18 protein-coding genes and 3 pseudogenes are annotated in these 13,444 nt (G+C 61.9%); 15 read left to right on the top strand and 6 right to left on the bottom strand.

Translation table 11 applies throughout. From position 1 onward, the window contains the following. The 6 genes and pseudogenes from KHP60_RS24120 to KHP60_RS24095 all read left to right on the top strand — a co-directional run. A pseudogene (locus tag KHP60_RS24120) lies at nt 1-146 on the top strand (IS256 family transposase); the annotation flags it as partial. A gap of 549 nt (nt 147-695) precedes the next feature. After that, the gene (locus KHP60_RS24115; protein WP_213566818.1) at nt 696-1,478 is read left to right on the top strand and encodes an SDR family oxidoreductase; all 783 of its coding nucleotides are present in this window, start codon (nt 696-698) and stop codon (nt 1,476-1,478) included. 241 nt (nt 1,479-1,719) lie between these two features. Next, a complete protein-coding gene (locus KHP60_RS24110; RefSeq protein WP_213566817.1) occupies nt 1,720-2,703 on the top strand; it encodes a glycerophosphodiester phosphodiesterase family protein in 984 nt (327 codons plus the stop codon). 190 nt (nt 2,704-2,893) lie between these two features. Next, complete coding sequence (locus KHP60_RS24105; RefSeq protein WP_213566816.1) at nt 2,894-3,199, top strand: putative quinol monooxygenase; 306 nt, start codon at nt 2,894-2,896, stop codon at nt 3,197-3,199. Between the two features lie 26 nt (nt 3,200-3,225). Further along, complete coding sequence (locus tag KHP60_RS24100) at nt 3,226-4,113, top strand: sigma-70 family RNA polymerase sigma factor (RefSeq protein ID WP_213566815.1); 888 nt, start codon at nt 3,226-3,228, stop codon at nt 4,111-4,113. A gap of 297 nt (nt 4,114-4,410) precedes the next feature. Continuing rightward, nucleotides 4,411-4,848, top strand: a complete 438-nt coding sequence (locus tag KHP60_RS24095) for an acetyltransferase (protein WP_213566814.1) — start codon at nt 4,411-4,413, stop codon at nt 4,846-4,848. 353 nt (nt 4,849-5,201) lie between these two features. On the opposite strand, the gene KHP60_RS24090 is transcribed toward KHP60_RS24095, so the two are convergent. The 3 genes from KHP60_RS24090 to KHP60_RS24080 all read right to left on the bottom strand — a co-directional run bounded on the left by KHP60_RS24090 (nt 5,202) and on the right by KHP60_RS24080 (nt 7,326). Further along, entirely contained in the window at nt 5,202-5,669 is a 468-nt protein-coding gene (locus KHP60_RS24090; RefSeq protein WP_213566813.1) for a DUF1203 domain-containing protein, read from the bottom strand. A 301-nt stretch (nt 5,670-5,970) separates the two neighbouring features. Beyond that, nucleotides 5,971-6,567: a DUF1697 domain-containing protein gene (locus KHP60_RS24085; RefSeq protein ID WP_213566812.1), complete on the bottom strand. Its 597-nt coding sequence runs from the start codon at nt 6,565-6,567 to the stop codon at nt 5,971-5,973. A gap of 78 nt (nt 6,568-6,645) precedes the next feature. After that, a complete protein-coding gene (locus KHP60_RS24080; RefSeq protein ID WP_213566811.1) occupies nt 6,646-7,326 on the bottom strand; it encodes a helix-turn-helix transcriptional regulator in 681 nt (226 codons plus the stop codon). A gap of 80 nt (nt 7,327-7,406) precedes the next feature. Here KHP60_RS24080 and KHP60_RS24075 point away from each other — a divergent pair, with 80 nt between their 5' ends. Genes KHP60_RS24075 through KHP60_RS24065 form a run of 3 tightly spaced genes read left to right on the top strand, consistent with a single transcriptional unit; the run spans nt 7,407 to nt 9,038 of the window. Then, a complete protein-coding gene (locus tag KHP60_RS24075) occupies nt 7,407-7,736 on the top strand; it encodes an NIPSNAP family protein (protein WP_213566810.1) in 330 nt (109 codons plus the stop codon). Next, complete coding sequence (locus tag KHP60_RS24070; RefSeq protein WP_213566809.1) at nt 7,733-8,095, top strand: antibiotic biosynthesis monooxygenase; 363 nt, start codon at nt 7,733-7,735, stop codon at nt 8,093-8,095. Before KHP60_RS24075 ends, KHP60_RS24070 begins: the two co-directional genes overlap by 4 nt. Then, nucleotides 8,088-9,038, top strand: a complete 951-nt coding sequence (locus tag KHP60_RS24065; RefSeq protein ID WP_213566808.1) for a DMT family transporter — start codon at nt 8,088-8,090, stop codon at nt 9,036-9,038. Before KHP60_RS24070 ends, KHP60_RS24065 begins: the two co-directional genes overlap by 8 nt. Before the next feature lie 146 nt (nt 9,039-9,184). On the opposite strand, the gene KHP60_RS24060 is transcribed toward KHP60_RS24065, so the two are convergent. Further along, nucleotides 9,185-9,535 carry an antibiotic biosynthesis monooxygenase gene (locus KHP60_RS24060; protein ID WP_213566807.1) on the bottom strand — a complete coding sequence of 117 codons (351 nt, stop codon included), beginning with the start codon at nt 9,533-9,535 and terminating at the stop codon, nt 9,185-9,187. A 53-nt stretch (nt 9,536-9,588) separates the two neighbouring features. Next, a complete protein-coding gene (locus KHP60_RS24055) occupies nt 9,589-10,167 on the bottom strand; it encodes an NADPH-dependent FMN reductase (RefSeq protein ID WP_213566806.1) in 579 nt (192 codons plus the stop codon). Nucleotides 10,168-10,245: 78 nt separating this feature from the next. Between KHP60_RS24055 and soxR the strand changes: the two are divergent. Next, nucleotides 10,246-10,707: pseudogene (gene soxR / locus KHP60_RS24050) on the top strand (redox-sensitive transcriptional activator SoxR). Between the two features lie 157 nt (nt 10,708-10,864). Here soxR and KHP60_RS25955 read toward each other — a convergent pair. Then, nucleotides 10,865-11,002: pseudogene (locus KHP60_RS25955) on the bottom strand (LysE family translocator); the annotation flags it as partial. A gap of 8 nt (nt 11,003-11,010) precedes the next feature. Here KHP60_RS25955 and KHP60_RS24045 point away from each other — a divergent pair. From KHP60_RS24045 to KHP60_RS24030, 5 genes are all read left to right on the top strand, one after another. Then, nucleotides 11,011-11,283 (top strand): LysR substrate-binding domain-containing protein, encoded by a 273-nt coding sequence (locus KHP60_RS24045; RefSeq protein WP_283770746.1) that lies wholly within the window; start codon nt 11,011-11,013, stop codon nt 11,281-11,283. A 401-nt stretch (nt 11,284-11,684) separates the two neighbouring features. Next, nucleotides 11,685-11,903, top strand: a complete 219-nt coding sequence (locus tag KHP60_RS24040) for a hypothetical protein (RefSeq protein WP_213566805.1) — start codon at nt 11,685-11,687, stop codon at nt 11,901-11,903. Between the two features lie 78 nt (nt 11,904-11,981). Beyond that, nucleotides 11,982-12,605: a LysE family translocator gene (locus KHP60_RS24035; RefSeq protein WP_213566804.1), complete on the top strand. Its 624-nt coding sequence runs from the start codon at nt 11,982-11,984 to the stop codon at nt 12,603-12,605. Nucleotides 12,606-12,720: 115 nt separating this feature from the next. Further along, nucleotides 12,721-12,846, top strand: coding sequence for a hypothetical protein (locus KHP60_RS25590; RefSeq protein ID WP_283770745.1), 126 nt, complete (start codon nt 12,721-12,723; stop codon nt 12,844-12,846). A gap of 33 nt (nt 12,847-12,879) precedes the next feature. After that, complete coding sequence (locus tag KHP60_RS24030) at nt 12,880-13,200, top strand: hypothetical protein (protein WP_213566803.1); 321 nt, start codon at nt 12,880-12,882, stop codon at nt 13,198-13,200. Nucleotides 13,201-13,444: the final 244 nt, after the last annotated feature.

The following is a 13,444-nucleotide window of genomic DNA, read 5'->3' as shown; positions in this document are numbered from 1 at the left end:
ACGACCGGGCGGTGATCCGGCTGGTGGGAGCCCTGATGCTGGAGCAGAACGATGAATGGGCGGTGAGCCGGCGCTACATGTCGCTGGAAAGTCTGAGCGCGTTGAGCGATGATCCCGTTCGCAGGCTGTCAGCCGTGACCGCCTGAGCAACCCGGCTCAGCCGAGGACTGGCGCTCTTACACCACGCCGTGGGACACGATCTAATCTTCGGTATATGTTTGCAACTGTTGCCCCTGGAGCAATCGATGAGCTGTCTTGGGAACTCCGGCATCCCATGAGAGTGAGATCCACGTACTCGAAGGTGACTAGGTCAACGAAAGGACCGCTTTCGGCACATTTAGACATAAGCAGTACGTCCGCCCGTCAGGCGAACGTGAGGTGTGTTCGCAAAAGAATGACCGCCTGAGTGGGCGATCTCTTTGATTGGTTGCGGCAACATTCTGTCACATGGGCCGTCTTTGGTGCTGATATCACCAACCATCACACTCCACCGGACAGCCCGACTTTCCGTTGTGGAAAAATGCGAAGCGGTCCTCGCAGAGAATATACTGTTAAAACAAAGAGATAGAGGTTTCGCTTTCATCGAAGGGTGCTCTCGGCACTCCCAAAAATGAAATCCATCTCGTCGCGGCGTCACAAACGATCGGCTCCAATCGTCTTAATGGCAGGTCCAAACGAAACAAGGGGGCATGACCATGGCCAATATTCTCGTGACAGGCGCGACCGGCACACTCGGGCGTGAAGTGGTGGCGCAGGCGCTGAAGCAGCATGCAACTGTCAGGGCGCTTGTGCGCGACACCACCAACGTTCTGCCCGGCACCGCGGAGATCGCTCCCGGTGACCTGCTCACCGGTGGAGGACTCGCAGAGGCAATGGCGGGCGTCGATGCAATCATTCACTGTGCGACGGGCTTCGGTCCTGCGAGCGATGCCGAACTCGTCGCGGCGCGAAACATCATCGATATGGCCAGGAAAGCCGGCGCACCGCACGTCGTGTACATATCGATCGTCGGTGTCGACAGGAGCGCGTTCTCCTATTTCAGGGCGAAATACGAAGTTGAGCAGCTCATCCGGCAATCGGGCCTGCCATTCACGATCCTGCGGGCGACACAGTTCCAAAGCTTTGTGTTGAACTTTATCCGCTCATGCGAGACGGATGGCTCCATCCACCTGCCGAAGGGACTGTCTTTCCAGCCCATTGCCGTAACGGAAGTCGCGGCGGAATTGGTCGCACTTGCCTTGAAGCCTGCACAGGGTTCTGTCCCGGCTATGGCGGGACCGCAGATCCTAAAGCTGGAAGACATGGCGCGCACTTATGTGGACATCATGCAGCCCGGCCTTGTTGTTCATACCGAAGCCACTGAAAGCATTTCCGAGTACCACGACGCATTCCGGAGCCGGGATAGCGTTGCACCTGATCGCGCCATCGGCCACCTGACCTGGGAGGCGTATCTTCAGGCGCAAAAGACGGAACAATGAAGTCGAGACCAAAGGTCACCGCCTGCTTCCCGATCCCCTTTGCAGCAGCTGCACCGCAAAGGGGGAGCCGGCATCCGGGCTGTTGCAGCGGCGGAGGCCTGCTGACCGGCTTCGCACCCCGGGGCACTTGCGTGTCGTGTTTTTCCAAGTCAGCTATCGCTTCGTCCGGTAAAACGCCTTCGCTCACCGGTCCGCAGCCGGCCGATCGACACACGATGCAACTCTTGAGGTGACCAATACCATGCGAAGACTGTGGCGCCCGATTGCTGTGGCCCTGCTCCTGCTTGTGGCCTTTGTCTATGCCAACAACACCAGCCGACTGGCAACGCGCCCTCCTGGTCCGCCGACGGTGCTGGCCCACCGCGGCATTGCCCAGCAGTTCGACACGACCAATCTGCGCAACGACACCTGCACGGCCTCCCGCATGCTGCCGCCGACGCACGGCTACCTGGAGAACACCATTCCTTCCATGCGGGCCAGCTTCGAGGCCGGAGCCGATATCGTCGAGGTCGATGTCCACCCGATCACGGATGGCCGGTTTGCCGTCTTTCACGACTGGACGCTGGACTGCCGCACCAACGGCAGCGGCGTCACCCGGGAGCACTCGATGGCCGAACTCAAGAAGCTCGACATCGGCTACGGCTACACGGCGGATGGTGGGAAGACCTTTCCGTTCCGGGACAAGGGCATTGGTCTGATGCCATCGCTAGATGAGGTCCTAGCGGCCTTCCCCACACGCAGATTCATGATCAACGTCAAAAGCCGGGATCGAACCGAGGGCGAGAGGCTTGCCGCCGCCCTCGGAAGGCTGCCGCCGGAGCGGCGTGCGCTGCTCCTGGTCTCCGGAGGCGAGGAGCCGGTTGAGGAGATCCGGCGCCGGCTACCGGACGTGCGGACGGTGTCGCGCGGCTCGCTCAAGGCCTGCCTTCTTCGCTATGCGGCCGTTGGCTGGACCGGCACCGTGCCGGAAGCCTGCCATAACATGGCCGTTCTGGTTCCGATCAATGTCGCGCCATGGCTCTTGGGCTGGCCTGATCGCTTCCTGGAGAGGATGAGCCAGGCGAACAGCGAGGTCTTTGCGCTTGGGCCCTATGGCGGAGGGGAGTTCTCGACGGGCATCGATACGGCTGAGGATCTCGCGCGTCTTCCAGCCCGCTACTCGGGTGGGGTTTGGACGAACGAGGTCGAACTTGTAGCTGGTGCCCTCAAGCAGGGAGAGCAGTGAACAGCGTGGTCTACGATCCTTTCCGATACTCGGTAGCAAAAGCCACCAATTGACTGCTCCACGGCTCCAATAGGGCAGAAATTTTTCGGACAGGCGTCACAACGCTGCAAGCTCATCCGTCATAGGAGCAGATGGCTGCGGCCGAGCCGCGGGACATCTCACCATCGATCAGGACAACTTGGAGGTTTCAATGAACAAGGCCGCTCTTCTCATCACCCACAGAACCCTTCCCGGAAAACGCGACGAGGTTCGTCAGGTCTGGGAGAAGCACCTCATGCCCAACATCGCCAACAACCCGGGACATGAGGCTTACTTCTACTGCTATGACGACAACGATCCCGACGTGATCTGCGCCTTCCAGCAGTACAAGGACCGCGTGGCGCCGCAGGACTTCGTCAAGGCTCCGTGGTATGCCGCGTACATTGAGGAAGTGACGCCCCTGATCGCCGGAGAGCCGGAGGTCCGCGCCGTCACCCCGGTGTGGGCGAAGCGTTGATCGAACTGATCTCGGGAGGCGATGGGATGCTGGACCGCAACGACATTCTCGCCTTCGAGCAATCGAGGTCCAGGCTCCTGGGGCTGGCCTATCGCATCCTCGGCTCCTGGGCCGATGCCGAGGATGCCGTTCAGGACACTTTCCTGAAGTGGCAGGGAACCGACCGGAGCCCGGTCGAGAACCCGGCCTCGTGGCTGACGACCGCCTGCACCCGGCGCTGCATCGATATGCTGAGAGCTCCCAACAGGGCCAGGGTCGACTATGTCGGCCCTTGGCTCCCAGAGCCGATCCAGACCGCGACCAGCGCGTTCCCGGAGAATGGGCAATTGCTCGCCTCCACACTCTCGACGGCCTTCCTGCTGATGTTGGAACGCCTCACGCCCAAGGAGCGGGCCGCCTATCTGCTCCACGACATCTTCGAGAGGCCCTATCCGGAGATCGCGCGCACGCTCGCCCTTCAGGAAAGCACCTGTCGCAAGCTTGTCTCGCGAGCCCGCAAGAACATTGCCCACTCCAAGGTCAGGCACGTCACCCCTGTTGCCCGGCAGGAGGAGCTGCTTGCTGCCTTCGAGGTGGCCATCAGTAGCGGCGGCACCGGCCCGCTTGCGACCCTGCTGTCGGACGAGATCGAGCTCAGTGCGGACAGCGGTGGAAAGGTTCCGACCATCCAGCAGGTCCTGCATGGCAAGGACGCGGTGCTCGCATTCCTCGCCCAGGCCCGCCAGTGGTGGAGCACCTATGACTGGGTGGCCGCGGAGATCAATGGCGGTCGGAGCATCCTTTTGCGGAAGGATGGCGTGACACAGGCTTCGATCTCCTTTGCCTATGACGAGTGTGGCGCGGTTACCCGGATCTACATCATGCGCAATCCCGACAAGCTCTCCCGACTGCATGAGTCGAGGACGCTCGAATGAGATGAACTGATGGGAGTAAGGGCTGCTACGCAGAAAATCCAGTCTAACCAGCACCTTTGTTGCCCCTGGTGGTGTCTGCTACCGAACGCCGGAGTAGCCGCTCCTGACACCGCTCGGAAGTAGCATGTTGGTCTGCTTCTGAGGCACTGAGCGAACCTTCGGTCGATCCGTTGACGTTACACTTTGACCCCGAGCAGACTTTTGCATGCCATACCGCCTCGTTATCGGATATATGGCTCGCTCAGAGGGCTCGATGCCCGGATTGAATGAGAGAGTGCTTTGTCTACCAATCGATCCATGTACACTGTTCGCCAATCCCGCACCAGCGACCTCGAGACCTTGTTTGGTATCTGGCACTCAGCAGTCCAGGCCACTCACTCCTTCCTGAGTAAGGCCGATATTGAATTTTATGCCAACCTCGTGCGCAACGATTACCTCCCGCATGCAGAGTTCTGGGTGGCGGTTGACGCCTCGAATGCTCCTGTAGCTTTCATGGGCATGACAGGAACCATGATCGATGCTTTGTTTGTCGCCCCAGGGCAGCATGGGAAAGGGATTGGTCGTCTGCTGGTTCAACATGCTCGCGAAAGAGAAGGCGCTCTCACGGTCGATGTTAATGAGCAAAACGAGGGGGCGCGTGCCTTCTATAGAAGACTCGGTTTTCAGGAGCTCGGTCGATCCGAACGCGATGGAAGCGGTCGGCCGTTCCCGCTGATCCATATGAAGATGGCCTGACATCTTTGGCGTTGGTGATCATTAACCTCACGTTGCACTGAGCTATCGGGCCAAGCCGATAAAGGGCTTCAGGGTCGCCGATGGGTTGCGCCGTCCGGGATAGTAGAGACAGAGCCCACCAAAGGCTGTTGTCCAATCGTCCTACACGCAAATGAGGCGTCCTGCTTTGATGTCGGCACGCACGTGCTGCTCCATGAAAAAGCCCGGCATTCGGTAGCAAAAGCCACCAGACGTTGGTATTCCCGTTCGGTAGCTTTCGGCGCCATTTCTAGAGCTGGACAACGTGAGCGTTGCAGGGGAACAGAACCCGTGTCAGGTCTGCGCGGGTAGGATCCGATGTTCTTCCTCGGGCGTCATGCCCGTTCGATCCGCCCAGAGTAGCATCCGCGCCTGGCGTTGTGGACGTGTATGTAATCGACGTGCGGGTTCCCGAAGAGGCGTTCGATGAGGAGCTCGATCTCCTTGCCCCCGACGATGTCGGCGTCGAGCATCATCCCGGCCGCGTCGTAGGCACGCAACGACAGGAGCCGCAGGCGCATGACCTCGGGGATCTCGTTGACCCGGTCGTATGTCTCCTCCGCGCCCTCGCGCACGAAGATCGCGTGCGTCGCGCGGTACGGCGTCTCGGCGGGTTGGCAGACATGGTTGAGGAGCAGGAGGGTCTCACCGATTCTCGCCTCGCGCATTTCGATGCGGTCTGGGAAGCCAGGGCTCTCGTCGGCCACGTAGCGGATCACCCCTTGGGCAGCGAGATCCTGCTCGCTCAGCCCGTACAGGTGACGGAATGGCTCCGGCGGCAGGCCGATGACACGATAGTCCATGAACGATCCTCCTTCTGATCAGCGCCTGGATTATCGATGCCGGCGTGGTGGGAGCCACCCAATTCCTGTGAAGGCGTGCGTACCCGATAAACTTCCCACACCTAAGTTGCTGGTCTTTGCTGCCAGATAGCCGATACAGGTCTGCGTGATATAGATTTACCATCAGCGTGGACGTCTACGTTCGGCTGACATCGGTGCCGAGCCATGCCACTTGATAGCTGGTGCTTGGGTCTTCGGATCCCGTAGGTCGCAACGGCGATCTAGTTGTCCCACTATCGTCAACCGTCACCACCTGCCGCGGTCACTCACCCATCGTATCCAGAGCCCGCGCGATCTTCACCACCGTATTCCAATTGCGGTTCGTTCCCACGGCTCCGATAGCCTTAAGCCCGAAGCCCGATGTCATCCTCGAATCCGGGATGGGCGCCTCGCCGAACCAGACGTAGAAGTCCCCTTCGGATGTCCGCTCGACCCGCTCGTCGCCGACTGCTCGCCGCCGCAATTGCTCGATGCCGGAAGCCGGGATCGGATCTCTCATGGCCCATACCAGTAGCCGCGACGGAACTCGGGCCGCCTCCTCCGGGAACGGATTGGCCGCGAGGAGCGAGCGCCATTGCTCCGCGGTCTTGACCACCATCTCGGTTGTGCGGCCATAGAAAGCCTCGCACTCGGCCTCCAGCTCCTGCTCGAGGACGCGAGGCGCCTTGTCGGAACGGAAGAGGAGATTGCCCGTCGCGATCACGGATTGCACCTCCGTTCCGCCGACACGCTCCGCCAGTGCCCTGGCGTCTGCCATCTTCACACGCCGTCCGTTGATGACGATGCTGCGCATCAGTACGACCTTGAGCGGCACAGTTCCCCCCCGATCCTTGAGCAGTTCGGCACGCCTCTGGTGCATTTCTTACAATACCCCAGGAATGGCGCCGGAGTTATTTCAGACAGAGCGGATTGAGGGCGGGCAGCCTCGCCGCTCTGCTTATGCAGAGAGGGTGAAGATTGACCTGAACTCTCCCAGCCCTTCGCAGGTGAAGGTCACCACCCGTCCGGCATCACGCCGGGCCCAACCCTTCTCAAGCAGCCGTGACAGGATCGCGGCCCCCAATGCGCCGCCAAGATGGCTGCGCCGCTCGCTCCAGTCGAGGCAGGCCCGGCACACCGGACGGCGGCCTTTCTCCAGCCCGGTCAGATCAATCCCGAACTCGCCGAAGAAAGCTCTTCCCTTGTCGGTCAGGGCCATGGGTTCCTCGCCCGCGATGAAACCCTGCTGCCTGGCTCCGTTGAGCAGTTCGACACCTCGTTCGCCCGCGAGGTGATCGTAGCGGACGCGGGCTGCCCGCAATGCGGCATCCTTCGGACCGGTCCGGGCCCGTGTGGCGCCCGTGCGCTGGGCGAGGCCCATGAGTGCCTCCAGGACCTGCGCCACATCCGGGTCCGAGAGCCGGAAGTACCGATGCCGGCCTTGTTTCTCCGCGGTGAGCAGGTTGGCGGCATCGAGCTTCGAAAGATGCCCGCTGGCGGTCTGGATCGTCACGCCCGCAGCCTCGGCGAGCTCGCTAACCGTCAGGGCCCGTCCGTCCATCAGGGCAGTGAGGATGTTGGCCCAGGCCGAGATCCCCGGGAGCGCGGCCACGGAGGCGATGACAGGACCCTCTTTCATACTTCGACCGCAGCCGAAGCAACGCAGTCGTTCAATCGGTTAGAAATGAATTCTCACGCGCCTCAGGAGGGCACCCGAGCATGATCACCTGCTTCATCCGCTACGAGATCGACCCGTTCAAGGTTGGCGCCTTCGACGAGTACGCCCGCAACTGGGGCAAGGCCATTCCACGCTGCGGCGCGGACCTCATCGGCTATTATTCTCCCCACGAGGGCTCGAGCACGGTCGCGTACGGCGTCTACAACATCAAGAGTCTGGCCGACTACGAGGCCTATCGCGAGCGCCTGCGCAACGATCCGCTCGGGCGAGCCGATTACGAATTCGCCAAGAAGGAGCAGTTCATCCGCCGCGAGGACCGCACCTTCCTGCGCCTGGCCTCGGCCCCGCACGCGGAGCTGATCCGGCCATGATCGCAGTGATCTTCGAAGTGCGTCCGGCCGAGGGCGAGACCCAGCACTACCTCGATCTGGCGGCCGCCCTCCGGGATGATCTTGTCGCGATCGACGGCTTCATCTCCATCGAGCGCTTCCAGAGCCTGACGGAGCCGGGCAAGATCCTCTCGCTCTCGTTCTGGCGCGACGAGGAGGCGGTACGGCGGTGGCGCAACCGTCCCGGGCACCGTGCCACCCAGATGAAGGGACGCAACGGCGTCTTCGCCGATTACCGCCTGCGGGTTGCCAGTGTCATCCGCGACTACGGCCTGCACGACCGAGATCAAGCCCCCGCCGACAGCCGCCGTGTTCATGAAGGGGAGCGCTATGATGTCTAAGGCTGCTGATCAGGGAGCGGATCGCTCACGCTATCTCGTCGGGGCACTGTTCGGCCTTGCCGCGGTGAGCATCTGGGCGGGTTGGATGCCGATCACGCGCCTGAGCGTGACCACCTCGCTGACACCCTACGATCTCGCCATGCTGCGGTTCGGAACCGCCGGACTCCTGCTCCTGCCCGTGTTGATCCGCCATGGCCTGGCCCTCGACCGTCTGCGATGGTGGCAGCTTCTCGTCATGGTCGTCGGCGCCGGTGCGCCGTATTCCCTGGTGGCGGCCAGCGGACTCCGGTTCGCTCCAGCCGCCGATGCTGGGGTTCTGACTCCAGGCGTCATGCCGTTGTTCGTGGCCGTGCTCGCGTCGGTCGCCCTGCGGGAGAGGATCGCGCCTGGGCGCAAGGTCGGTTACGGCCTCATTCTTCTCGGTGTGATCGTCATTGCCGGACTCACGGCGCTGCTGCCGGGTCAGCAGCGGAGCGTAGGCCATCTGCTGTTCCTCACTGCCGCCTTCATGTGGGCGTGCTACACGATCATCCTGCGCAAGGCAGCCCTGGCACCGCTCCACGCCGCGGCCATCGTGGCGGTCGGATCGGCCGTGGGGTTCACGCCGATCTATCTTGCGACCCAGGGCCTGCACTTCACGCAGGCACCCTTGAAGGAGATTGCCTTCCAGATGCTGTTCCAGGGCGTCGTGGCGACGATCCTGTCGCTGTACCTGTTCGGCAAGGCGGTTTCAATCCTCGGCGCATCGGCGGGGGCAGCCTTCGGGGCGCTGGTTCCGGCGATGGCGGCTCTATTGGCCATCCCGATTCTGGGAGAGGCACCGTCGTCAAACGATTGGGGTGGCATTCTGGCCGTGTCCCTCGGCGTGTATCTTGCCAGCGGAGGACCTCTGTGGTGGCGAACATGGATGGTCCTTCCCGCTGGCGCCACGGAAAGGACATGAACGTTCTCATCGCAGGTGGAAGCCCCAGCTTCACCCGGCAATCTCATCTGCGACAGGCTGATGGGGCTGGGTGATCAGTCCCACCGCAAAGGCGGCCGCGCAGTCGCGGTAACGCAACTGAACCTCTCTTTGGGCATGAGCCCCACCTACAGATCGCCACTCTTGAATACCAGGTCGAATGGGTCGGACTCGACCAGCTCCAGGAGAAGCTCGATGCGCCGTCGATGTTCGATGAACAAGTCGCTCCGGGCCCATCGCTCCTTGGCCGCCATGGACGTGAAGGCTGTGACGACGACTTTCTGATTGTTTCGTGCACGATGAATGCGGTTGCCCAGCCAGCCGAACGCGCGGGCGGCGTCGCCAAGATGTCGGGCCTCGGCAATTTGCATCTCAAGAAACTCGTCCAGTTTCCCTGGTCGCGGGTAGAACGTGTTGATCAGGACAACCGGTCCTTCACCCTCCGAGGTGTCGCGACTGGACTTGCCTAGATTCCCCATGGAGCTTCCCTTCCGTTGTGGATCTGAATGCCGGTCTTGATCCAGAGGTGACATCACGCCGCCACCTCGCCGTACGGGGCCGCGTGGCGGGCATCGCGCAGGACCTGTGCCCACCAACGCAGATGCGCCAGCAATGTCGCCATCGCCTTCCTCGGCTCATCAGGCTCAAGCAGATGCCCATCGGCATCGAACTTGGACCACGCGTTGGCGAAGCTCACGGTGTCCCGGACCGTGACGGCATGCAGTTCGGCAAAGACGGCGCGCAACTGCTCGACGGCACGCAGACCTCCCGAGAGGCCGCCATAGGAGACAAAAGCGACGGGCTTGGCCTGCCACTCGCGGTAGGCGGAATCGATCAGGAACTTGAGTGGGGCCGGATAGCCGTGATTGTACTCCGGCGTGACAATGATGAAAGCATCGGCATCGCCCAGACGCCGCCGAAAACCCGCCAGAGCCGGATGATCGCTCCCACCGTGACGAGGCGGCAAGTCCAGTTCCGCCGGGTCGATCAAATCCAGGCTGAAATCGTTCCGTCTCCAGATCTCGTTGGCGGTCCAGTTCGCGACCGTGTCGCAGAAGCGGCCTTCCCGGGTGCTGCCGTAGATCAGCGCGACCTTGATCGGGGTGTTCATCCTTTATCTCTCCATGATTGCCAATGGGGAGACCCGTTGATAAAACCTCAAGTATAGTTGAGGTCAAGGGGGTTTTCGATGGTGAGGGTCACGCCCGAGACATTCCACCGCGAGCTCACGGTGGGCGAGGTGGCAGCCCGCAGCGGCGTGGCCGTGTCCACGCTCCACTTCTACGAAGCCAAGGGGCTGATCTGCAGTCATCGCAGTGAGGGCAAGCAGCGCCGCTACCCGCGCGAGGTGCTGCGCCGGGTGGCGATCATCAAGGTGGCGCAGCGAACCGGCATTCCGCTGGCGGAGATCCGCGAGGCACTCTCCACTCTGCCGGAGGGCCGCACGCCGACAGCGGCCGACTGGAGCCGCTTGTAGGCGCAGTGGAAGGCGGAGCTGGATGAGCGGATTGCGCGGCTCACGCGCTTACGGGATCAACTGACTGACTGCATCGGCTGTGGCTGCCTCTCGACCGCGGCATGCCCCTTGCGCAATCCCTACGACGAACTCTCGGAGCAAGGCTCGGGACCACGCCTGCTCGATCCAGGCTGATAACGACATTCTGATCGGAAGGTGTAGGGATGAGCAGTCTGGACTTCAAACAGTTTCGCGCTCGGCGGACCGCGCGCCGGATCGACGAATTGCGGCAGGAAGGCAAGAAGATCGCGGTCTTCGGATTGAAGAGATTGACCACGAAGCCATCCCGGAAAGCGCGGTGCAGCGGCTCAGCGGGCGCCACAGGCAGGTTGCGATCTGGGTCCTTGGCCATCGAGGTGCGGATGCCCATCCAGATCAGATAGGCAGCGTCGAGATACTCGATGACCGTGAAGGAGAGCGCCGACGACACGACAAGGGCTGAACGTCCGGCCGTCGCCGCGCCTGGAGGTGAACACGGCCGAAATGGCGATCACGGCCGCCGTGCAGGGCCACGGGCTGACGCGGGTGCTGTCCTACATGGTCGCACCTGAGCTGGCTGCGGGCCGGCTGAAGATCGTGCTGGCGGAGTACGAGCCCGCCTCGGTGCCGATCCACCTCGTGCACCGGGAGGGACGGCGAGCCTCAGTCCGGGTGCGGGCCTTCGTCGAGTTGGCGGCCCAGCGCCTGCGGGCGGACGGTTCGATCAACTGAACGCCCCGAAAACGCCAGGGCGGTCCGGCGTGCGCGAGGCGTTGCGGCAGGAGGGATAGTGCCTCGGGTAAGGATGCCGAGCCGATCCGGTGTGCCGGCACACCGGACATCCACAAGTTCATGCTTGTGTCCAAGAGTGTGTGGGCCCTGCTGGATCGAGGGCGATGTTGCAACGCCAGACGGACTCGCGGCGTCCACGCCGTTTGCCCTCGACATTGCCAAAGTGATCGCGTCATTGCGTGCAGCGGACACCCATGGTCGCCGCTTCGACGGACGGAGCAGGGGCGGCAACCTTACCGATCACGATCACTGGATGGAAGTCCGGCGTTCGGTAGTAAACGCCACCAGACTAGAGCCGGGCTTTCTGCTAGCTTCCGGCTCCATTTCTGGAATGGGCAACTGTGGGCATCGCAGAGGAACTGATACGGAAGCGCACTGAGTTGATTGGTGATATGGAGCAGCTGGCTCTCAGGATCGAGACGATCAAGAAGCAAGTCGCTGCCATGGATCAGGTGATCGCGATCTACGACCCCGCGCATCAAGCCTCATCATTAGTGAAGGCAAATCAAAAGCTCGCTAGGCGCCGTGGACAAAGGTTGCTGGGCAAGCCGGCTCGCTGAGTGGCAGATCCGTCAAACGCGGTTGTTGACAGGGACGTGATGTTGTGGATGGCTTGAAGCCTTACGTGAGGATTGCCGATGACCTTTGAGATCTGGTTCGCCTTCGTGGCCGCGTCGATAGCCTTGGTGTTGATACCGGGGCCGACGGTGCTGTTGGTTGTGTCCTACGCGCTCGGCCAAGGGTGGCGGGCGGCCTTGCCGATGGCGGTGGGTGTCGCGCTGGGCGACTTCACTGCCATGTCCTTGTCGGTGCTGGGGATCGGCGCGTTGCTCATGGCGTCAGCGACCGTGTTCACCGCCGTGAAGTGGATCGGCGCGGCCTACCTTGTTTATCTCGGCGTCAAGCTGTTCCGCGCCGGCGGCACTCTGAGCGCCGAGCCGAAGACTGACGCCTCAACCGCTCTGCGCATGGGGGCGCATGCTTGGCTCGTCACCAGCCTCAATCCGAAGGGCATCCTGTTCTTCGTGGCCTTCTTCCCCCAGTTCATCGATCCGCATCTCACGTTCTGGCCGCAGGTTCTCGTCCTACAGGCTACCTTCCTGGTCATCGCGTTCTCCAACGCGCTCGCCTACGCCTTCTTCGCCAGCCGCGCCCGTGGCTTGGTGCGCAACGAGCGGGTCATCGGAGCGATCAACAAGGCCGGCGGTTCGATGCTGATCAGCGCAGGCGTGGCTTCGGTCGCAATCCGCTCGGGCAACTGAGAACTTCGGCGTCTGATTTACGAGCGGCTCGTCGATTCGGCATTCGGTAGCAAAACCACCAGACATAATTGAGCCCATCCGGTAGCTTCCGGCTCCATTTCTGGAGCGGGGCAACGTGAGCGTTGAAGAGGAACTGAAAAGGAAACGTGCCGAGCTGCTTGGCGAAGTCGATGAGTTCGTACTCGGGATCGAGACCATCAAGAAGCAGGTCTCTGCCATCGATCAGGTGATCGCAATCTAAGACCCGGTACATGCGCAGAGCCCGCCTTCCAGGATGGGGTACAAGCAAGCCAGACAAGCGATCCCGCTCCCGCCCGAACTCAAACGGCTCAACAAGACCCAGGCAATCCTCGAGGCATTGCGCGAGGCCAGGGAGCCATTGTCATCGGCCGATTGCACGAGCCGGATTGCCGTCAAGTACGGGGTGGCGGCCGATGACCCGGCGCTGGCCCGTTTCGCCACCCACGTCTCGGCTGGCCTGAACTCGCTGGTGAAGCGCAAGCGCGTTCGGCAGGTCGGAACGATCGATGGGCGCAAGAATCCGGCATACGGTAGCAACGACGACCTAGAAAAAGGTAAGTGCCTAGACAAATAAAGAAATTCCACGTTTGGGATCATGAAATGTCCGGAGCCGCCTGGCGAAGGAGCGGTTCCAGCGATGCCAATCGTGGGAGCGGCCACTTCGGCAGGTTAAAGCGCTTTTGATCTGGACTTGAATCCATTCGGGTGGGCTGTGCGTTGACAGGCATATGGCCCGGGAGGCAAGCCATGCCCCAGCCCTATTCCGCTGATCTGCGTGCGCGTGTTCTGGTCGCCGGTGCGCGCGGCGACCTTCCTCA

Source organism: Microvirga sp. 3-52 (genome assembly GCF_018383585.1).
GTDB lineage: Bacteria > Pseudomonadota > Alphaproteobacteria > Rhizobiales > Beijerinckiaceae > Microvirga.
This window is presented reverse-complemented; position numbering and strand designations above follow the sequence as displayed.

What these genes read in the sequence shown, in the direction of transcription:
- KHP60_RS24060 (WP_213566807.1), bottom strand. Translation starts at nt 9,535, where the DNA reads ATGGGGAATCTAGGCAAGTCCAGTCGCGACACCTCGGAGGGTGAAGGA.
- KHP60_RS24075 (WP_213566810.1), top strand. Translation starts at nt 7,407, where the DNA reads ATGATCACCTGCTTCATCCGCTACGAGATCGACCCGTTCAAGGTTGGC.
- KHP60_RS24090 (WP_213566813.1), bottom strand. Translation starts at nt 5,669, where the DNA reads ATGGACTATCGTGTCATCGGCCTGCCGCCGGAGCCATTCCGTCACCTG.
- KHP60_RS24100 (WP_213566815.1), top strand. Translation starts at nt 3,226, where the DNA reads ATGCTGGACCGCAACGACATTCTCGCCTTCGAGCAATCGAGGTCCAGG.
- KHP60_RS24030 (WP_213566803.1), top strand. Translation starts at nt 12,880, where the DNA reads ATGGGGTACAAGCAAGCCAGACAAGCGATCCCGCTCCCGCCCGAACTC.
- KHP60_RS24105 (WP_213566816.1), top strand. Translation starts at nt 2,894, where the DNA reads ATGAACAAGGCCGCTCTTCTCATCACCCACAGAACCCTTCCCGGAAAA.
- KHP60_RS24085 (WP_213566812.1), bottom strand. Translation starts at nt 6,567, where the DNA reads ATGCACCAGAGGCGTGCCGAACTGCTCAAGGATCGGGGGGGAACTGTG.
- KHP60_RS24065 (WP_213566808.1), top strand. Translation starts at nt 8,088, where the DNA reads ATGTCTAAGGCTGCTGATCAGGGAGCGGATCGCTCACGCTATCTCGTC.
- KHP60_RS24055 (WP_213566806.1), bottom strand. Translation starts at nt 10,167, where the DNA reads ATGAACACCCCGATCAAGGTCGCGCTGATCTACGGCAGCACCCGGGAA.
- KHP60_RS24095 (WP_213566814.1), top strand. Translation starts at nt 4,411, where the DNA reads ATGTACACTGTTCGCCAATCCCGCACCAGCGACCTCGAGACCTTGTTT.
- KHP60_RS24070 (WP_213566809.1), top strand. Translation starts at nt 7,733, where the DNA reads ATGATCGCAGTGATCTTCGAAGTGCGTCCGGCCGAGGGCGAGACCCAG.
- KHP60_RS24115 (WP_213566818.1), top strand. Translation starts at nt 696, where the DNA reads ATGGCCAATATTCTCGTGACAGGCGCGACCGGCACACTCGGGCGTGAA.
- KHP60_RS24080 (WP_213566811.1), bottom strand. Translation starts at nt 7,326, where the DNA reads ATGAAAGAGGGTCCTGTCATCGCCTCCGTGGCCGCGCTCCCGGGGATC.
- KHP60_RS24035 (WP_213566804.1), top strand. Translation starts at nt 11,982, where the DNA reads ATGACCTTTGAGATCTGGTTCGCCTTCGTGGCCGCGTCGATAGCCTTG.
- KHP60_RS24110 (WP_213566817.1), top strand. Translation starts at nt 1,720, where the DNA reads ATGCGAAGACTGTGGCGCCCGATTGCTGTGGCCCTGCTCCTGCTTGTG.